We start from the raw sequence: 18006 nt of genomic DNA, 5'->3' as shown, positions 1-18006 counted from the left end.
GGCTCGACCCCTTTGCGAGGAAGCAGATGCTTACTTGATGATCTTCGTCACCGTACCGGCGCCGACCGTACGACCACCCTCACGGATGGCGAAGCCGAGGCCCTCCTCCATGGCGATCGGCTGGATCAGCTCGACCGTCATGTCGGTGGTGTCGCCGGGCATGACCATCTCGGTGCCCTCGGGCAGCGTGATGACGCCGGTGACGTCCGTGGTGCGGAAGTAGAACTGCGGACGGTAGTTCGTGTAGAAGGGGTTGTGGCGGCCACCCTCGTCCTTGGACAGGATGTAGGCCGTGCCCTCGAAGTCGGTGTGCGGCGTGACCGAACCCGGCTTCACGATGACCTGGCCGCGCTCCACGTCCTCGCGCTTGGTGCCGCGGAGGAGCAGACCACAGTTCTCGCCGGCCCAGGCCTCGTCGAGCTGCTTGTGGAACATCTCGATACCGGTGACGGTCGTCTTCTGCGTCGGGCGCAGACCCACGATCTCGACCTCGGAGTTGATGGCCAGGGTGCCACGCTCGGCGCGACCCGTGACGACGGTGCCACGACCGGTGATCGTGAAGACGTCCTCGACGGGCATGAGGAACGGCTTGTCACGGTCACGCTCCGGGTCCGGAACGCTGTCGTCGACAGCCTGCATGAGCTCGAGGATCGCGTCGACCCACTTCTCGTCGCCCTCGAGGGCCTTGAGAGCGGAGACACGGACGACGGGAGCGTTGTCGCCGTCGAAGCCCTGGCTCGAGAGCAGCTCGCGGACCTCGAGCTCGACGAGCTCCAGGATCTCCTCGTCGTCGACCGCGTCGGACTTGTTCAGCGCGACGAGCAGGTAGGGGACGCCGACCTGCTTGGCGAGCAGCACGTGCTCGCGCGTCTGCGCCATCGGGCCGTCGGTGGCCGCGACGACGAGGATCGCGCCGTCCATCTGCGCCGCACCCGTGATCATGTTCTTGACGTAGTCGGCGTGGCCGGGGGCGTCAACGTGGGCGTAGTGGCGCTTCGGGGTCTCGTACTCGATGTGCGAGATGTTGATCGTGATACCGCGCTGGCGCTCTTCCGGCGCCGAGTCGATGGAAGCGAAGTCACGCTGCACGTTCGTGTCGGACGGGTACTTGTCAGCAAGCACCTTCGAGATCGCTGCGGAGAGCGTGGTCTTGCCGTGGTCGACGTGACCGATCGTTCCGATGTTGACGTGCGGCTTGGTCCGCTCGAACTTGGCCTTAGCCACTGGGTCCTCCTCAGGACGTCGTTGTAGAGGTGCCGGGCACTGGTTTGCGACCGGTTCTCTACGGGTTAGGTTCTCAGTTTAGTAGAGAGGGAATGTGAAGTTGTAGGTGACCTGGGAACCCCGGGTGCTTCGACAGGCTCAGCGACCCAGGGTTCCCAGAAGTGTTACTCGCCCTTGGCCTTCTGGACGATCTCGTCGGCCACCGCGCGCGGGACCTCGGCGTAGCTGTCGAACTCCATGGAGTAGACGGCACGGCCCGAGGTCTTCGAGCGCAGGTCGCCGATGTAGCCGAACATCTCGGACAGCGGCACCGCGGCGCGCACGACCTTGACGCCGGCGGCGTCCTCCATCGACTGGATCTGGCCACGACGCGAGTTCAGGTCGCCGATGACGTCGCCCATGTACTCCTCCGGAGTACGGACCTCGACGGCCATCAGCGGCTCGAGCAGCACGGGGTTGGCACGGCGAGCGGCCTCCTTGAAGCCCATGGAGCCCGCGATCTTGAACGCCATCTCCGAGGAGTCGACGTCGTGCGCCGCACCGTCGACGATGGTCGCCTTGACGCCCACCATCGGGTAGCCCGCGAGGACACCGACGTTCATGGCGTCCTGGAAACCGGCGTCGATCGAGCCGATGTACTCGCGCGGGATGCGGCCACCGGTGACCGCGTTCACGAACTCGTACGTCTTCTCGCCGTCGAGCTCGAGCGGCTCGATGTTGAACTGGATCTTGGCGAACTGACCCGATCCACCGGTCTGCTTCTTGTGCGTGTAGTCGTGCTTCTCGACGGCCTTGCGGATCGTCTCGCGGTACGCGACCTGCGGCTTGCCGACGTTCGCCTCGACGCGGAACTCGCGCTTCATGCGGTCCACGAGGATGTCGAGGTGCAGCTCGCCCATGCCCTTGATGGTCGTCTGACCGGTCTCGGGGTTGAGCTCCGTGCGGAAGGTCGGGTCCTCCTCAGCGAGCTTCTGGATCGCGAGACCCAGCTTCTCCTGGTCGGCCTTGGTCTTCGGCTCGATGGCGACCTCGATCACCGGCTCCGGGAACGTCATCGACTCGAGGACGACCGGCTGCGCGATGTCGGCGAGGGTGTCACCGGTGGTGGTGTCCTTCAGGCCGATGACGGCGTAGATGTTGCCGGCGGTCAGCTTGTCGACCGGGTTCTCCTTGTTGGCGTGCATCTGGAAGATCTTCCCGATGCGCTCCTTCTTGCCCTTGGTCGAGTTGATGACCTGGGCGCCCGACTCGAGCTCGCCCGAGTAGACGCGCACGTACGTCAGACGGCCGAAGAACGGGTGCACGGCGACCTTGAAGGCCAGGGCCGCGAACGGGTCCTTCGCGTCGGGGTGACGCTCGATGATCTTCTCCTCGTCCTTCGGGTCGTGCGCCTCGATGGCGGGCACGTCCAGCGGGGAGGGGAGGTAGTCGACGACGGCGTCCAGCATCGGCTGCACACCACGGTTCTTGAAGGCGGAGCCGCAGAGGACCGGGTAGATCTCGCTGGCGATGACCATCTTGCGGATGGCGCCCTTGATCTCCGCGACGGTGAGCTCCTCGCCGCCGAAGAACTTCTCGAGAAGCTCCTCGTCGGTCTCGGCGACCGTCTCCAGCAGCTGCTGGCGGTAGTCCTCGGCCTTGTCCTTGAGGTCGGCCGGGATCTCCTGCACCTCGTAGGAGGCACCCATGGTCACGTCACCCTTGGCGTCGCCGGGCCACACCAGGGCGCGCATCTCGATGAGGTCGATGACGCCGACGAAGTCGTTCTCGGCACCGATCGGGAGCTGCAGCACCAGCGGCTTGGCGCCGAGGCGGTTGATGATCGTGTCGACCGTGAAGTAGAAGTCCGCGCCGAGCTTGTCCATCTTGTTGACGAAGCAGATGCGGGGGACGTTGTACTTGTCGGCCTGACGCCACACGGTCTCGGACTGGGGCTCGACGCCCTCCTTGCCGTCGAACACGGCGACCGCGCCGTCGAGGACGCGGAGCGAGCGCTCCACCTCGACCGTGAAGTCCACGTGACCGGGGGTGTCGATGATGTTGATCTGGTTCTTGTTCCAGAAGCAGGTCACGGCGGCAGACGTGATCGTGATGCCGCGCTCCTTCTCCTGCTCCATCCAGTCGGTGGTCGAGGCACCGTCGTGCGTTTCGCCGAGCTTGTGGTTGACGCCCGTGTAGAACAGGATGCGCTCGGTCGTCGTGGTCTTGCCGGCATCGATGTGCGCCATGATGCCGATGTTGCGGACCTTGCTCAGGTCCGTGAGCACGTCTTGTGCCACAGGAGTGTCCTTATCTATTGGAGCAGCAGGTGTACTGCGAAGAGGGGGTGCGACGGGCCCAGGAACGCGGAAGGGTCCCTGAGCCCGTCGAAGGGGTTACCAGCGGTAGTGAGCGAACGCGCGGTTCGACTCGGCCATCTTGTGGGTGTCCTCGCGGCGCTTGACCGCGGCACCGAGGCCGTTCGACGCGTCCAGGATCTCGTTCTGGAGACGCTCGGTCATCGTCTTCTCACGACGACCCTTGGCGTAGCTCACGAGCCAGCGCAGCGCGAGGGTGTTCGCGCGGTGCGGCTTGACCTCGACCGGAACCTGGTAGGTCGAGCCACCGACGCGGCGGCTGCGGACCTCGAGCGTGGGGCGCACGTTGTCGAGCGCCTTCTTCAGGGTGGCGACGGCGTCCTGGCCGTTCTTCGCCTCGACGCCGCGGAGGGCGCCGTAGACGATCGACTCGGCCAGCGACTTCTTGCCGTCGACGAGGATCTTGTTCACCAGCGAGGTGACGATCGGAGCGCCGTAGACCGGGTCGTTGACGACGGGGCGCTTGGGGGCGGGACCCTTACGAGGCATCTAACTCAACCCTTCTTCGCGCCGTAGCGGGAACGAGCCTGCTTACGGTTCTTGACGGCCTGGGTGTCCAGAGCGCCACGGACGATCTTGTAACGCACACCGGGGAGGTCCTTCACACGACCGCCGCGGACGAGCACCAGGGAGTGCTCCTGCAGGTTGTGGCCCTCACCGGGGATGTACGCGGTGACCTCGGTCCCGTTGCGGAGCTTCACACGAGCGACCTTGCGCATCGCCGAGTTCGGCTTCTTCGGGGTGGTGGTGTAGACGCGGGTGCAGACCCCGGCCTGCTGCGGGTTCGACTTGAGCGCGGGCGCCTTGGTCTTCGAGACCTTGGGCGAGCGACCCTTGCGAACCAACTGCTGAATGGTTGGCACGTTCTCTCCTCATAGTGCTGCACGGTGACAGCGTGATGGGTTTCACATCATGACCCACCGGCACGCCGGAACCGGCGAGCTTTTGGTGTGGTGGGTATGCCGTGGGGGCGGACCGGCGAGGTGCCGACGCCCAGCGCGCACGTCAGGACGTGCACACACCTGATCAAGTGTAATGCCGCGTAACCTGACGGTCAAATGACGGCCGCCCTCGCCCGGCCCGCGCGGAGTCAGGGGATGTCGGGGTCGAACGGGGAGTCCAGCGACTCCGTCAGCTCGGCGAGGAGCGCCTCGATCTGCGGCTCGACGTGCCGGGACACCGCTGCCTGGATCGTGATGCGGTGCCGGAGCAGGATCCCGCAGATCTCCCGGCCGACGAGGTTCGCGTACTCGTCCGCGAGGGCGACCTCCTGTCGCAGTGCCGTCTTGGCCTCGTCGGAGAGCGGAGGCAGCGGTGGCAGCTCGGCCGCGGAGTCGTCGGCGAGGCCGGCGATCGTGAAGAGGAAGGGGGCACCGGGCACCGGCTCCGGGTCCAGCGGCATGCCCTCGAACTCGGGGTCGAGGTCTTCCGTCGGTCGATAGCTGCGGGCCCTGTTGCGCGCGGCCTGCTGGTCGAGTTCCCGCTGCAGCGTGGGGAGGTTCCGCGCGGTGTACTCGGCGACCGCGTGGTCGACGATCGTCTTGATGCGCGTCGACAGGCCGTGCTGGACGCCGTGCGGGGTGGTGCCGGCGATTCCCGCGGCGGCGAGGATGGGCGAGCCGAGACAGCGTCGGCAGGGCGCGGTCCGGCCGCGGTGCGTCGCCGGCTCCCAGCGCGGCACCCAGCGCAACCAGGCCTCGACGGCCTGGTCGACCTGCGTCTCCAATGAGCGCTCCACCCCACCAGCGTACGGCGCGTCGCCGCTCACGGCGCGGATTTCCGGGGTGTCATTCCCCCTCGTCGCGCTCCCACGGCCATCGCGGCTGCGCCGACTTCGTGCGGCGCAGGGCGATCCCGCCCCAGGCGGCCACCGCCGCCGCGGCGAGGAGCACGAGACTCGCGCCGCCGCGGACGAGATCTCCGGCGACGGCCGTGGCCACGACCACGTCGCTCGTCGCGACGAGCACGGCGAACCAGACGGTGGCCAGGTGCACGAGGGCCGTGAGCAGCGCGATCACGGGAGCGGAGCCGAAGGAGGCGTGTCCCCGCCGCACCGTCGCCCACAGGACCAGTGCGAACACCACGACCGCCGCGACCATGCCGGACACCCCGGGGATCTGCCCGAGGCCCGGTGCATCGATGATGTCCCGGTCGGTGGCGACGCTGAGCGCACCCAGGCCGAAGACGGCGAGGGCGAAGAAGGCGATGGTGGCCATCACTGCCGCGAGGACAGCCGAAACCCCCGCGGACTCGGGCCCGCGGGGGTTCGGCGTGGTGGTGTTCGTGATTACCTCGACAGGGTGGGACCGGCCTCGAGGGTGCGCTCGTACTCGCGCTGCGCCTCCTCGTTCAGCTCGGTCTTGCGGGCGCCGCTGCGGGCCACCCAGGCGCCGAACCAGATCGTGAGCTCGCGGGCGAACACGAAGGCCGCGATCGCCAGCGGTGCCAGCAGCTGCTCCCCCGCGAGTTCGAGGCCCTGCGACGCCGTGAGCTTCCAGAACGGCGCCTCGAAGAGCTGCCCCAGGATGTGTCCGGCGTAGGCGATGAGTCCGACCACGATGCCGAACACCACCCACAGGCCCCAGCGGCCACGGTTGATGATCGCTCCGAGGAGCCAGAAGCCGAGGAAGAACACGACCACCGGCGTCCAGAAGCCCCAGGTGAGCAGCGGGGCCACGAGCGCCTCGCCGATGTTCTCCCCGTTCACGTCGCCGGCGAGAGCGCCGAGGCCGAGGACGGTCGCGAGGTAGAGCAGCGCGAAGGCGACGGTGGCGAGCAGGCCGATGGCCCCGGCGGTGCCGCGGTTGCCGCGCTCGCGCGGCGGCTCCGGCGCCTGCACGAAGATCGGCTGCGGCTGCTGAGGCTGCGGCGCGGCGGCAGCGGCACCGTTCGTGAGCGGCTCGGAGGGCACGATCCGGGTGTCGGTGTCGTCGGCATGGGAGGCGTAGGCGGCGCCTGCCATGGCCGACTCCTCGTGCGCGCGGGGGGCCGAGGTGTCGTACAGCGAGGTCTCCGGCGTCGCGTACAGCGACGTCTCGGGGGTCGCGTCGCGTCGCTCGTCATCGAAGCGGTCGGCGCCGGGACGGTCGCCCTCCGTGCGGCTCGGTGCCGGTGCGGAGGAGGCGAAGGTGCCGGGGTGCTCCCGCTCGGCGGCCTCGAACGCGGCGAGATCGGGGTCGACCGCGGGCTCCTGCCGCGCTGCGGCCTGGTCGGCCGGCGTCTCCGCAGACGCCGGCGTCGCGCCTTCGGCACGCGAGCGGTCGACGTCGTCCGCGCCGCCGGGAACATCTCCGCGGGCTGCCGCTGCGGCGTCGAGACCGGCGTTCGCGCTGCCGACGACGTCGTCGACGTCGTTCGACTTCTCGGGCTGACGAGCCTCGGGATCACTCATGGGATGCGCCTCTCATCGGGGATGTGCAGTGCGAGATTACCGCCGCGCGTCCCGGCGCTTCCGGAGGCGTGCCGTCGTGTCGCCATACGCGTCGCCGCGCGGGTTCCGCGGCTCAGGGGAAAGTGCTGCGGAGCGCGTCGCCGGCGAACTGCGCGAGGATCGGGAGCATCGGCAGTGAGAGCCAGACCAGAGCGCCGACGATCCCGGCGCACACGATGCCGGCGAACCAGCTCATCCCGAGGTTCCGACCACCCACCCGTGCCATGGTCCCACCGTAGGCCCGCGCCCCCGCCCGGGCCGTGAGCAACGCCGCGACGCGGCGGCCTCGGTCAGCGGACGCCGCGGCCGCGCATCCGCCACAGCAGCCAGAGCCCGGAGGCCGGGACCAGCAGGAACCCCAGCAGCAGGAGCAGGTGCCACTCCCCGAAGGACGGGACGAGCGGGTTCACCACGTCCGACACCGCGTCGCCGTCGGTCGAGCTGCCGGAGGCCGACCCCGTCGAGAACCCCGTCATGGTCGAGGTGATCAGGAAGGACAGCCCCGTGGCCGCGAAGGGCACGAGGATCGCGAGCGCCTTCTCCCAGGTCCGCCACATCGCACTGAGGCTCACGAGCACCGCGCCCACGAACCAGCCGACGACCGGCACCACGATCCCGCCGAAGCTCAGGGTGAGCGCGGCCGCGATCGCGAAGCCCCGCGTCGCCGTCGTCGGCGTGCGAGGTGCCGACGGAGCGGGCGCGGGCGCAGGGAACACGACGGGCGGCACCGTCGGCACCTCGTCCCCCGCTTCACGGGCGATCCCTCGGGGATCCCCCAGCCTGTCGATCCGTTCCGCGGTCGCCTCCGCGTCGAGCCCGTCGAGCTCCTCCGCGATCCCGCCGCGGATGTCCGACGCGACACCGTGCGGGAGGCCGCGCATCGCCTCGTCCAGCCGGGCCAGGTAGTCGTCACGCAGCTCGGCTGCGGTCTTCTCGGTCATGGTCATCCTTCCCCCACCATGCCCGTGACGGCACGGGCGAACGGCGCCCACTGCGCCCGGAAGCGCGCGAGCTGATCGATACCGGCATCCGTGAGCCGGTAGTACTTGCGCGCCGGACCGCTCTCGGACGGCCGGTCGAACGTCGTCACCCAGCCGTTGTCCCGCAACCGCCCGAGCAGCGGGTAGAGGGTGCCGATGCTGGCGATCAGCCCGGCGCCGGTGAGTGCCTCCGACAGCTGCCAGCCGTACATGGGCTCGCGCGAGAGCAGGCCGAGCACGCAGTACTCCACCACTCCCTTGCGCATCTGCGCCCCGGCGTCCGCTGTCATGCCTCACAAGGTAGCATGTGACGCACGCTAGCGCTGCCCGATGCGTCGATCAGCCCTTGGTCGCCCCCGCGGTGAGACCGCCGACGATGTACTTCTGCAGGAAGAGGAAGAGGACCATCACCGGGATCGCCGCCATGACCGCGCCGGCGGAGAAGGCCGACCAGTCGGCGTAGCGAGGGTTCGCCACGAGCTTGGTCAGACCGACGACGAGGGTCTGCTGATCCACGTCGACGAGCATGACGCTGGCGATCACGTACTCGTTCACCGTGCCGATGAAGGAGAGCAGACCGACGACCGCGAGGATCGGGGCGACCAGGCGGAGGATGATCGTGAAGAAGATCCGCGCGTGCCCGGCGCCGTCGATGCGGGCGGCCTCGTCGATCTCCTTCGGGATCGTGTTGAAGAAGCCGTACATCAGGTAGGTGTTCACGCCAAGCGCGCCGCCGAGATAGACGAGGATCAGGCCGGTGTGCGTGTTGAGGCCGATCGCCGGGAACCAGTCCCCCAGCGTCGACATCAGCAGGAAGATCGCGACCACCGCGAGGAGCTGCGGGAACATCTGCACCACGACGATGGTGACGAGCCCCACGCGACGGCCCGCGAAGCGCATGCGGGAGAAGGCATATGCCGCACAGGCGCCGATGAAGACGGTGACCGCGCCCGTCACGACCGCGATGAGCAGCGTGTTCAGGAACCACGTCCCGTACGGGTTCTGCGGATCGCTGAGGATGCGCACGTAGCTGTCGATCCCGATCGCCGAGAAGAGCTGGTTCGACCCGGTGAGCGTGCCCTTCGGGTTGAGCGAGGCCGACACGACGTACAGGAGCGGGAAGAGGGCGAAGGCGCTCACCACGATGGCGACGAGGTGACGCCATCCGGTGTCGGCGAACCAGGCGCCGAATGAACGACGCGGCGGAGCGGTGCGCGGGGCGGTGGCGGTGCTGGGGACGGTGCTCATGTCAGTTCAGCTCCTCGAGGGCCTTGGTCTTGCGGAAGCTGATGATCGAGATCGTCGCGACCACGACGAAGATCAGGATCGTGAAGGCGGAGGCGAGACCGTAGTCGCGGGTCTGACCGGTGAAGGCCACCTTGTAGACCATCGAGATGAGGATGTCCGTGTGGCCGACGGGGATCGACACGTCGCTGAAGCGCGGGCCGCCCTTGGTCAGCATGTAGATCAGGTTGAAGTTGTTGAAGTTGAACGCGAACGACGAGATCAGCAGCGGCGCCACGGTCACCAGCAGCAGCGGCAGCTTGATGCGGCGGAAGATCTGCCACGCGTTCGCGCCGTCCATGACGGCGGCCTCGTTCACGTCGTCCGGGATGCCCTGCAGCGCGCCCATGCAGACGAGGAACATGTACGGGAAGCCGAGCCAGAGGTTCACCAGCAGCACGGACACCTTCGCCAGCACCGGATCGGTGAGCCACGGGATGGCCGCGCCACCGAACAGCACCTGGTTGATGAACCCGAAGCTCTCGTTCATCATCCCGGCCCAGACGAGCGCGGAGAGGAACGCGGGGAAGGCGTACGGGAGGATGAGGATGATCCGGTAGCCGTTGCGGAAGCGCATGCGCGTGTTGTTGAAGACGAGCGCGAGCAGCAGGCCGAGGAAGAAGGTCGTCGCGACGGAAACCAGCGCGAAGACAAAGGTCCAGACGGTGACCGAGATGAGCGGACCGCGGATGGACTCGTCGGTCACCGCGCGGACGAAGTTGTCGAAGCCGACCGTGGTCTGCCAGCCGGGCAGCAGCTGCTCGCCGTCCTCCGCGGTGAACGCACCGTCGCCGGTATCGCTGTAGACCGTGCCGGTCGCGGTGTCCGTGATCGTGTCGGCAGCGGCGTCGTAGGTCAGCGTCGAGACGTACAGGTAGCCGTTCTGCCCGTCGGGTGCACGGAGGCTGCCGTCGTTGGGATCGTCGCTGAACGGGACGGAGAGCTGCTCCAGCTCCTCCGACAGGGTGAAGACGGTGGCGAGCGGAAGCGTGGTCCACCCGTCGACGGCGACCGCCTTGCCACCCTCGAACTCCGCGTCGACCTCGGCGAGAGGCTGCTCCGCCGTGCCGAGGAGCGCATCCCCGTCGTCGGGATCCGTGACGAGGAGGCCGTAGGTGCCGAACTGCTCGACCACCGTGACGGGATATGTCGGGGAGTCCTCGACGCGCTCCTGCGCGGAGGCGAGCAGGGACGAGATCGCCTGCTCCTTGCTCCCGTTGTGACCGGTGCCGTAGTTCGTGAAGCCGATGTAGCCCGTGTAGAGGAGCGTGAAGACCTGGAACAGGACCAGGAAGATGATGCCGGGCGTGAGGTACTTCGCCGCGATGCGCTTGCGGGAGAAGTAGATGTAGTTGACGACGACCGTCACCGCGACGACGAGGCCGAGCACCAGCCACTCGCGCTGCACGAGCAGCACGAACACGGCGTAGACGGCGATCGCGTCCACGATCGCCAGCAACAGGATCTTGAGCAGCATCCACCCGATCGGTCGGGAGGCCGCCTCGGCGATCTTCGCCGCCTGGCGCTGCCGAGGCGTGGGGGGCGCGGTGCGCTCTTCGGTGTCTGTCATGTCGTCCTCGTCATGGTCCTGCCGGGGCGGGCTGGGTGGCCCGCCCCGCCAGGGTCGTCATCTTGTCGGCCGTTACTCGATCGCGGCGGTCACGTCGTCGACGAGCTTCTGCCACGTCGCCTGCGGGTCCTCGCCGTTGATGATGGCGGCCTCGGCCACGCCCCAGAACTGCCAGACCGCGCCCATGGCAGGGATCGCCGGCATGGGGACCGCGTCGGCGCCGACGGACTGGAAGCCGGCGATGATCGGGTCGGACGCCGCGGTGTCGGCGGCAGCCGTGAGGGCCGGGAGGACGTTGCCGGCCTTGAACAGCTCCAGCTGCACGTCCTCCGTGCCGAGGTAGTTGACGAGGAAGTCGTTGGCCGCGACCTTGTTCTTCGACTCGGCGCTCACGAAGAAGCCCTTGACGCCGGCGAACGGCGAGGCCGTCTCCCCCGTCGGGCTCGGGATCGGGTCGATCTCGACGTTGATGCCCGCCTCGGTGGCCGCGCCCACGTTCCACGGGCCGGTCAGCCAGAAGGCGGCGGTGCCGTCGAGGAACTGCTGCTTGGCGATCTCACCGTCGATGTCGGTGTTCAGCGTGCCGGCCGCGCCCTGCGCGCCCAGCCAGTCGGCGAAGGCGAAGCCGCCCTCGCTGCCGAGCTGCAGGTCGGTCGGGTCGTAGCTGCCGCTGTCGTCGGTGCCGAAGACCGGAGCGCCGAACGCGGTCTGGAACGGGTACAGGTGGTACGGGTTGCCCTCGGCGCCCTGCTCCACCACGAAGGTGCCCTTCGAGACCATGTCGTCGAAGCTCGTCGCGGGCTCGGGGACGAGGTCGGCGTTGCGCAGGACCGCGATGTTCTCGACCGCGTACGGGAGCATGTAGACGGTGCCCTCATAGGTCGCCGCCTGGAGCGCGACGGGGAGGTAGTCCTCGGAGCTGTCGCCGAGCTCGATCGGCGCGACGACACCGTTGGTCGAGAGCTCGCCGAGCCAGTCGTGAGCGCCCATGACCACGTCGGGGCCCTTGCCGGTCGGGACCTGCTGGATGAAGTCGTCCTTCATGTCGTCGACGGACTTCCCCACCAGCTTGACCGTGACACCGGTCTTCTCCTGGTACGCGTCCGCCGCGCCCTGCAGCGCGTCGACCCGCTCGGCGTCGACCCAGACGGTCAGCGTGCCGCCGCTGTCCCCACCGGAGGAAGAGTCGTCGCCGCCGGATCCGGTCGAGCAGCCGGCGAGCGTCAGAGCCGAAACGATGGCGATGGCGCCCGCGGCGACCATGCCCCTCTTGTTCACCTTCATTGGTGTGTGCCTCTCTCAGTGCTGAGCGCCTGCAAGACTGCAAGCGCTTACAGTATGCATCGTTTCGAAAGGCGATCACAATCCGCAACCGCGTCGATATCAACCCGTGATCGGCCCGGCGCCCGGCGCGAGGCATGAAAACGCTTCCATATCGGCCGGAGTTCCAACCTTTCGCGGCTCCGCGGGGGTTCCCCGTACGGCTCATCTACGAGAGCATCGCTGGATGGGGATCCACGTTCGGGCGGCTGCCGCCGTCGTCGTCCTGTCCACGGTCGCGCTCAGCGGATGCACCAGCGTGGGAGCCGCATACGCCGTGCTCGATCGGGAAGCCGGGGCGCGGGACGAGGTTCCGGCAGATCTTCCCGGCTACGCGTGGGACGACGTGGACCAGGCGACAGCCCGGTTCGTCGGCGAAGACGAAGGGACATCCCTGTGGCTCGCTCGCGCCCGCGACGACGCTTCCGCATGCCTTTTGGCGTACGCCGACGAGGAGAGCTGGGTGCTCGGGTGCGGCGGTGGCGGCGCGCTCTTCTCGGTCGGAGGCATGACGGGCACGTTCACCGTCGTCCCCGACGGTGCGCCCGCTCCGGAGGGGATGACTCGGATATCCGAGAACGTCTACACGGCGAGCGGCGGCAGTTCGCACTCGTAGGCGACTGTGACGTAGCCGACCTGGTCGCCGTTCGGAGAGGTCACCGCCATCGGGTCGCCACCGTACGCGCCGATCAGTCCTGTGATCCGGAGACGCGCTCCCGGGGTGCCGCGCCCACGGGACTTTCCGCACAGCCGCGGATACAGTTGAGGCATGGCTGACAGTTCCTTTGACATCGTCTCGAAAGTGGATCGCCAGGAGGCCGAGAACGCCCTGAACCAGGCGCGCAAAGAGGTGGAGCAGCGCTACGACTTCAAGGGGACCGGTGCTTCGATCGCCTGGAGCGGCGAGCAGATCCTCATCACCGCGAACACCGAGGAGCGCGCGAACGCCGTCCTCGACGTGTTCCAGTCCAAGCTCATCAAGCGCGGCATCTCCCTGAAGAGCCTCGACTCGGGCGAGCCCTTCGCCAGCGGCAAGGAGTTCCGCATCATGTCGAGCCTGAAGGACGGCATCTCCTCCGAGAACGCGAAGAAGATCGGCAAGATCATCCGCGACGAGGGCCCCAAGGGCGTGAAGAGCCAGATCCAGGGCGACGAGCTGCGCGTACAGTCCAAGAGCCGCGACGACCTCCAGGCCGTGATCGCTCTCCTCAAGGGCAGCGACCTCGACATCGATCTGCAGTTCATCAACTACCGCTGACGCCACTCGCGTCGGAGGCCAGGGCTCGGGAGTCATCCCGGGCCCTTTCTTTTCCCCGGTCAACGCATACCGAGATATCGGTGTTCTTCGTCGAGACTGGAAGCGGTCGTGACTCGTCACGACTCCGACGCCATCCCCGCCCGACACCCGATCGCCGCGGTGGATGCGCTTCGAGGATGCCACGCCGGCTCAGGGGAGGGAGCGGCGCGGGCCCCAGGAGCTCGCGTCGGCCTGGGGTCTGCCGACGTCGCACGCCGACCGGTCCCGGGTTCATGACAGGCCTCCCCGCCCGCTGCGCGCCCCCCACGCGGATCGGCCCCCCGAGGAGGCATGACGGCAATCCTGCGGCCGTCGCTCCCCTCATCGCCCGGGAGCGGACGTCGGTCGCAGACCGAGAACCACTGGGGGCTGGGCCATGGCGCAGATCGAGTCGAAGAGCATCGGAGAGAACAAGCAGCTGCTGGCGGATGAGGTGTTCCACCACATCGGGCGGCTGATCACGGAGGGAGAGTTCGCCGAGGGCGACCGGATCCGGGACGTCGACGTGGCGGACGAGCTCCACGTCTCGCGGACGCCGGTGCGCGAAGCACTGCAGCGCTTGGAGCGACTGGGACTGGTGACGATGTACCCGAGCCGGTACACGGAGGTGACGATGGTCACGCCGCAGGTGGTGGCCGAGTCGCTGGAGTTCGCCGGCTACCAGGGAGGCATCACGGCCCGGATGGCGGTGCCGCGACTCAGCGCGGTCCAGCGCGAGCGGGTGCAGGAGCTCATCGCTCGAATGCACGACTCGCTCACCGACGGCGCGTCCACGGCACGGGCGCGATGGGCGGTCTTCGCCTACCTCGCCGACCACAGCGGGAACCGTCAGCACCGGATGCTCATCGACGATGTCGCCGTCGCGGTGACCCGGAACCTGCGCGCCTGGGTGGTGCGCCCCGGCGATCGCGAGCGGATGCGACAGGTGTATGCCGACTTCGCCGAAGCGGTGCGCACCGGCGACGGCGACGAGGCGGAGCGCCTTGCGCGCGCGATGTACTACGTCTGAGCGGCGCGCCAGCCGACGACCCAGCGGTGCAGGCGACGATACGCGTCCTCGCGGGCTTCATGTCGGGACAGGAAGACGTCGTGCAGGGCGCCGTCGATCCGTTCGACGGTCACGGAGGAGCCGAGCCGCAGGGCCGCGCGGGCGATGTCGTCGACGACGAGCACGGAGTCGGCGGAGGTGAGCTCATCCGACCACCGGGTCGGCGGCACGAACCGCTTCGACAGAAGGACGCAGACCGGCGCCGCGATGTCCAGACCCGCGGCGACGGCCTTGTGCCCGGTCAGGATCGCGTTGAGCCACCCGGCGTACACGGCCATCGTCTGCACGGGACGCCACGCGGTGTTGACCTCCATCGGGTCGTCCGGGTCGGCCACCTCCTGCTGCGCCCGCGTGTAGTAGCCGAGGTCGACCTGCGGCGCGACGTCGAGCGGCCGGATCCGCGCTTGGAACTCGACCATCGGGGCGATCGCGGCGCGCACGGGGGCGAACTGGAACTCGAGCCAGGGGCTGTTCAGGATGAGGGCATCGGCCGCGCCGGGATGCCGGGCCGCCCACAGGCTCAGCGTCAGCCCTCCGGTCGAGTGTCCGAGCAGGATCAGGCGTCGCCCGCTCTCCTCGCCGCCCTCGCCGCGCCCCATCGCGTCCAGGGCCGCGGCGATGTCCTCGTCGTAGGTGGACAGGTCGGTGATGTAGCCCGGGGTCTGGCCCTCGCGCAGACTGCGCCCGTACTTGCGCAGGTCGAGAGCGAAGAAGCGGGCACCACGAGCGGTCCAGAATCGGGCCAACCGCTTCTGGAAGAAGTAGTCCGACCACCCGTGGATGTAGAGCACGTCCACGCCCTCGAGCAGCGGGCGACGGCGCCGAGCGCGCTCCCACCACGGGACCGGAGCCGGCAGCGCGCGCACGAGGGTGGCCACCACCGGGCCCTGCTCGTCACTGCCGAGGTCGAGGGTGAGCTGGGCGAACTCGTCTCCGAGCACATCCGGGATCCACTCGGCCATGCGTCCTCCCCCTCGTGCCCAGGCTAGCCCACGGCCGTCATTCGCCGCCGGGGCGGGCCACGGAGAAATCGTCCGCGATGGCGGCGCCGATCGGGGCGAGGTCGTCGATCCCTGACCCTTCGAACGTGGTCAGACGCAGCCAGTCCTGCCCCACCCGGAGGTCGAGCACCGACCGGCCGAGCTCGTCGAAGCCGGTCACGGCGGCGTCCGCGCCCTCGACGTCGACGGTGTCCTCGCCTTCCAGCCGGTCGAAGGCCCAGGCACCGCCGGGAAGCGTGGTGAGGGTGAGGTAGCCCTGTGCCGCGTACTCGTCCTCGGCCGAGGCGTAGTAGCAGATCCGCGAGCCGTTGCGCTCCTGGTACACCTCGGCCGGGATGGACCAGCCGCCGAACGCGTCGACGACGTGCACCTCGGCGCCGACCCGCTCCGCGAGCTCGGTGGCGGTGAGGAAGCGCGTGCAGTCGACCCCGGCGACGGCGCTCTCCGGGACCTCCACGGGCTGCAGCGAGGCGGCGGCGGTCGCGGCGAGCCCGCGCAGCGCCTCCTCGAGCGACGCGGTGTCGTCCGGTCCGCGCTCCGGGTCGACGACCGTGGCCGAGAGGAGCACGTCGCCGTCGACGATCTGGAAGAAGCAGTACCCGCCGCCTTCGCAGCGCGCCTCCTCACCGAAGTATCCGCCGCGGGACTCCGCCCCCGTCGTGACCTCGTCCGCGTCCGGGAGGATCGTGACCTCCCAGTTGCGCTCCGCCGTCCCCGCCGAACAGGCGATCCCGCCGGCCCGCTGGAACATGTGCTGCGCCGGTCCGGGGTACCAGCTCGGGGAGGACCAGACCCCGAGGACCTCGGCGACGTCGCCGCCGGCCTCGCCGAGCGCACTCGACATGGCCGCGTCGACATCGGCGCAGTCCACGTCGAAGGCGGGCGTCGGCGCCTCGGCCCCCGGTGTCGGCGCGGTCGTGACCGCGGCCGACGGCGTCCTGGTCGGCTTCACCTCGGGTTCGGGCGCACAACCGGACAGCAGGAGCACGGCCACGGCGCCGAGGGCCAGGAGTGCACGAGGTCGCATGGCCTCAGCCTAGGGGCGCGGGGACCCGGCGCCGGGAGCACGCCCCGGCGCCGAGACGACTCACTCGCCGCGGGAGACGCGCACCATCTCCTCGCGCGGGACGACCTTCACGCGCGCCCGCTCCTGGGGCGCGCCGAGGCTGATCTCGTGCTCGTCGAGGCGGTGCCAGCCGTCCAGGTCGGTCCAGGCGACGCCGCGCTCGGCGAGCAGTGCCGGGATGGCCTCCTCGGACGGGTCTTCCGGGTGCCACCACGAGCCCTGGTCGTTGATCAGGTGACGGACGGTCTCCATGGCGTCGGACTTCGTGTGGCCGATGAGGCCGACCGGGCCGCGCTTGATCCAGCCGGTCGCGTACACGCCGGGGACGCGGTCGTTGGAGTCCTTCGCGAGCACCTGGCCCTCGTGGTTCGGGATGACGCCGTGCTTCTTGTCGAAGGGGACGCCCGGCAGCGGCGAGCCGAAGTAGCCGATCGCGCGATACAGCGCCTGCACGGGTACCTCACGCAGCTCTCCGGTGCCGACCGCACCACCCTGACCGTCCGGCTGGGTGCGCTCGTACACGAGAGCCGCGACACGGCCGTTCTCGTCGGTGCGCACCTCGACCGGGCGCGCCCAGAAGTGCAGGTGCAGACGGCGCGAGGCGGTGCCGCCGGCGTTGTTGACGGAGTCGCGCTTGCGCCAGGACTGCAGGATGCGGTCGATGACCATGACCTGCTTGTTGCTCGCGACCGCGTCCTTCGAGGCCTCGTCGTAGTCGAAGTCCTCGTCGTAGACGACCATGTCGACGTCGCGCAGCTCCCCCAGCTCGCGGAGCTCCAGCGGCGTGAACTTCACCTGGGCCGGCCCGCGGCGGCCGAACACGTGGACGTCCGTGACGGCGCTCGCCTTGAGTCCCTCGTACACGTTCTCGGGGACCTCGGTGACGAGGAGGTCCTCCGCGTGCTTCGCGAGCATGCGGGAGACGTCGAGGGCGACGTTGCCGTTGCCGAGGACCGCCACCGATGCGGCGTCCAGCGGCCACTCGCGCGGCACGTCGGGGTGTCCGTCGAACCAGCTCACGTAGTCGGCGGCGCCGTAGGAGCCCACCGCGTCGATGCCGGGGATGTCCAGCGACGTGTCACGGATCGCCCCGGTGGCGAAGATGACCGCGTTGTAGTGCTTCTTGAGGTCGTCGAGCGTGATGTCCTCGCCGAACCGAACGTTGCCGAAGAGGCGGATGTCGCCACGGTCGAGCACGTCGCGCAGGGCGGTGATGATGCCCTTGATGCGGGGGTGGTCGGGGGCGACGCCGTACCGGACGAGCCCGTAGGGGGCGGGGAGCTGCTCGAACAGGTCGATGGACACGTCGAACTTGCGCTCGGCCTTCAACAGGATGTCCGCGGCGTAGATGCCCGCGGGGCCGGCGCCGACGATGGCCAGTCTCAGCTTGGTCATGGAGGTCCTTTCGTGTGCCGTCGCGGCGGACACC

General features: G+C 68.8%; 19 protein-coding genes. 3 read left to right on the top strand and 16 right to left on the bottom strand.

Annotation, left to right across the window (positions count from 1 at the left end):
* Positions 1-30: 30 nt before the first annotated feature.
* The 13 genes from tuf to ACFU8V_RS14135 form a co-directional block, all read right to left on the bottom strand.
* Positions 31-1224: an elongation factor Tu gene (gene tuf, locus ACFU8V_RS14195; RefSeq protein WP_062632876.1), complete on the bottom strand. Its 1194-nt coding sequence runs from the start codon at positions 1222-1224 to the stop codon at positions 31-33.
* 164 nt (positions 1225-1388) lie between these two features.
* Complete coding sequence (fusA, locus tag ACFU8V_RS14190; RefSeq protein ID WP_062632877.1) at positions 1389-3503, bottom strand: elongation factor G; 2115 nt, start codon at positions 3501-3503, stop codon at positions 1389-1391.
* A 96-nt stretch (positions 3504-3599) separates the two neighbouring features.
* Positions 3600-4070: a 30S ribosomal protein S7 gene (gene rpsG, locus ACFU8V_RS14185; protein ID WP_017201608.1), complete on the bottom strand. Its 471-nt coding sequence runs from the start codon at positions 4068-4070 to the stop codon at positions 3600-3602.
* A 5-nt stretch (positions 4071-4075) separates the two neighbouring features.
* Positions 4076-4444 carry a 30S ribosomal protein S12 gene (gene rpsL / locus ACFU8V_RS14180; protein ID WP_013584051.1) on the bottom strand — a complete coding sequence of 123 codons (369 nt, stop codon included), beginning with the start codon at positions 4442-4444 and terminating at the stop codon, positions 4076-4078.
* Between the two features lie 227 nt (positions 4445-4671).
* Complete coding sequence (locus tag ACFU8V_RS14175; protein ID WP_062765222.1) at positions 4672-5319, bottom strand: hypothetical protein; 648 nt, start codon at positions 5317-5319, stop codon at positions 4672-4674.
* A 49-nt stretch (positions 5320-5368) separates the two neighbouring features.
* A complete protein-coding gene (locus tag ACFU8V_RS14170) occupies positions 5369-5797 on the bottom strand; it encodes a hypothetical protein (RefSeq protein ID WP_238695598.1) in 429 nt (142 codons plus the stop codon).
* 71 nt (positions 5798-5868) lie between these two features.
* Positions 5869-6972 carry an ABC transporter gene (locus ACFU8V_RS14165; RefSeq protein ID WP_338566663.1) on the bottom strand — a complete coding sequence of 368 codons (1104 nt, stop codon included), beginning with the start codon at positions 6970-6972 and terminating at the stop codon, positions 5869-5871.
* A 112-nt stretch (positions 6973-7084) separates the two neighbouring features.
* The gene (locus ACFU8V_RS14160) at positions 7085-7237 is read right to left on the bottom strand and encodes a hypothetical protein (RefSeq protein ID WP_164498161.1); all 153 of its coding nucleotides are present in this window, start codon (positions 7235-7237) and stop codon (positions 7085-7087) included.
* A gap of 64 nt (positions 7238-7301) precedes the next feature.
* The gene (locus ACFU8V_RS14155; RefSeq protein ID WP_085606386.1) at positions 7302-7952 is read right to left on the bottom strand and encodes an HAAS signaling domain-containing protein; all 651 of its coding nucleotides are present in this window, start codon (positions 7950-7952) and stop codon (positions 7302-7304) included.
* A 2-nt stretch (positions 7953-7954) separates the two neighbouring features.
* Entirely contained in the window at positions 7955-8281 is a 327-nt protein-coding gene (locus ACFU8V_RS14150) for a PadR family transcriptional regulator (protein WP_062765234.1), read from the bottom strand.
* Between the two features lie 49 nt (positions 8282-8330).
* The gene (locus tag ACFU8V_RS14145) at positions 8331-9239 is read right to left on the bottom strand and encodes a sugar ABC transporter permease (protein WP_062765238.1); all 909 of its coding nucleotides are present in this window, start codon (positions 9237-9239) and stop codon (positions 8331-8333) included.
* A gap of 1 nt (position 9240) precedes the next feature.
* Positions 9241-10845 carry a maltose ABC transporter permease MalF gene (malF, locus tag ACFU8V_RS14140; RefSeq protein ID WP_062765241.1) on the bottom strand — a complete coding sequence of 535 codons (1605 nt, stop codon included), beginning with the start codon at positions 10843-10845 and terminating at the stop codon, positions 9241-9243.
* 72 nt (positions 10846-10917) lie between these two features.
* Positions 10918-12129, bottom strand: coding sequence for a maltose ABC transporter substrate-binding protein (locus ACFU8V_RS14135; RefSeq protein WP_062765244.1), 1212 nt, complete (start codon positions 12127-12129; stop codon positions 10918-10920).
* Between the two features lie 223 nt (positions 12130-12352).
* Between ACFU8V_RS14135 and ACFU8V_RS14130 the strand changes: the two genes are divergently transcribed.
* From ACFU8V_RS14130 to ACFU8V_RS14120, 3 genes are all read left to right on the top strand, one after another.
* Positions 12353-12781, top strand: a complete 429-nt coding sequence (locus ACFU8V_RS14130; protein ID WP_378872223.1) for a hypothetical protein — start codon at positions 12353-12355, stop codon at positions 12779-12781.
* 153 nt (positions 12782-12934) lie between these two features.
* Positions 12935-13423, top strand: coding sequence for a YajQ family cyclic di-GMP-binding protein (locus tag ACFU8V_RS14125; protein ID WP_062765250.1), 489 nt, complete (start codon positions 12935-12937; stop codon positions 13421-13423).
* A 415-nt stretch (positions 13424-13838) separates the two neighbouring features.
* Positions 13839-14471 (top strand): GntR family transcriptional regulator, encoded by a 633-nt coding sequence (locus ACFU8V_RS14120; protein WP_217316515.1) that lies wholly within the window; start codon positions 13839-13841, stop codon positions 14469-14471.
* On the opposite strand, the gene ACFU8V_RS14115 is transcribed toward ACFU8V_RS14120, so the two are convergent.
* The 3 genes from ACFU8V_RS14115 to ACFU8V_RS14105 are packed head-to-tail and all read right to left on the bottom strand — an operon-like array spanning position 14462 to position 17972.
* Entirely contained in the window at positions 14462-15472 is a 1011-nt protein-coding gene (locus tag ACFU8V_RS14115) for an alpha/beta hydrolase (protein WP_338566666.1), read from the bottom strand. The genes ACFU8V_RS14120 and ACFU8V_RS14115 overlap by 10 nt on opposite strands.
* A 37-nt stretch (positions 15473-15509) precedes the next feature.
* Positions 15510-16538: a hypothetical protein gene (locus ACFU8V_RS14110; protein ID WP_366215371.1), complete on the bottom strand. Its 1029-nt coding sequence runs from the start codon at positions 16536-16538 to the stop codon at positions 15510-15512.
* Positions 16539-16598: 60 nt separating this feature from the next.
* Positions 16599-17972 (bottom strand): FAD-dependent oxidoreductase, encoded by a 1374-nt coding sequence (locus ACFU8V_RS14105; RefSeq protein ID WP_062632898.1) that lies wholly within the window; start codon positions 17970-17972, stop codon positions 16599-16601.
* Positions 17973-18006: the final 34 nt, after the last annotated feature.

Source organism: Microbacterium sp. NPDC057658 (assembly GCF_042799975.1).
Taxonomy (GTDB): Bacteria; Actinomycetota; Actinomycetes; order Actinomycetales; family Microbacteriaceae; genus Microbacterium.
Note: the sequence above shows the minus strand (reverse complement) of the source record. Positions and strands in the feature narration are given on the sequence as shown.

Coding starts and splice junctions, on each gene's coding strand:
- rpsG (WP_017201608.1), bottom strand. CDS start 4,070: ATGCCTCGTAAGGGTCCCGCCCCCAAGCGCCCCGTCGTCAACGACCCG.
- ACFU8V_RS14170 (WP_238695598.1), bottom strand. CDS start 5,797: ATGGCCACCATCGCCTTCTTCGCCCTCGCCGTCTTCGGCCTGGGTGCG.
- ACFU8V_RS14165 (WP_338566663.1), bottom strand. CDS start 6,972: ATGAGTGATCCCGAGGCTCGTCAGCCCGAGAAGTCGAACGACGTCGAC.
- ACFU8V_RS14160 (WP_164498161.1), bottom strand. CDS start 7,237: ATGGCACGGGTGGGTGGTCGGAACCTCGGGATGAGCTGGTTCGCCGGC.
- ACFU8V_RS14155 (WP_085606386.1), bottom strand. CDS start 7,952: ATGACCGAGAAGACCGCAGCCGAGCTGCGTGACGACTACCTGGCCCGG.
- ACFU8V_RS14150 (WP_062765234.1), bottom strand. CDS start 8,281: ATGACAGCGGACGCCGGGGCGCAGATGCGCAAGGGAGTGGTGGAGTAC.
- ACFU8V_RS14145 (WP_062765238.1), bottom strand. CDS start 9,239: ATGAGCACCGTCCCCAGCACCGCCACCGCCCCGCGCACCGCTCCGCCG.
- malF (WP_062765241.1), bottom strand. CDS start 10,845: ATGACAGACACCGAAGAGCGCACCGCGCCCCCCACGCCTCGGCAGCGC.
- ACFU8V_RS14135 (WP_062765244.1), bottom strand. CDS start 12,129: ATGAAGGTGAACAAGAGGGGCATGGTCGCCGCGGGCGCCATCGCCATC.
- ACFU8V_RS14130 (WP_378872223.1), top strand. CDS start 12,353: ATGGGGATCCACGTTCGGGCGGCTGCCGCCGTCGTCGTCCTGTCCACG.
- ACFU8V_RS14125 (WP_062765250.1), top strand. CDS start 12,935: ATGGCTGACAGTTCCTTTGACATCGTCTCGAAAGTGGATCGCCAGGAG.
- ACFU8V_RS14120 (WP_217316515.1), top strand. CDS start 13,839: ATGGCGCAGATCGAGTCGAAGAGCATCGGAGAGAACAAGCAGCTGCTG.
- ACFU8V_RS14115 (WP_338566666.1), bottom strand. CDS start 15,472: ATGGCCGAGTGGATCCCGGATGTGCTCGGAGACGAGTTCGCCCAGCTC.
- ACFU8V_RS14110 (WP_366215371.1), bottom strand. CDS start 16,538: ATGCGACCTCGTGCACTCCTGGCCCTCGGCGCCGTGGCCGTGCTCCTG.
- ACFU8V_RS14105 (WP_062632898.1), bottom strand. CDS start 17,972: ATGACCAAGCTGAGACTGGCCATCGTCGGCGCCGGCCCCGCGGGCATC.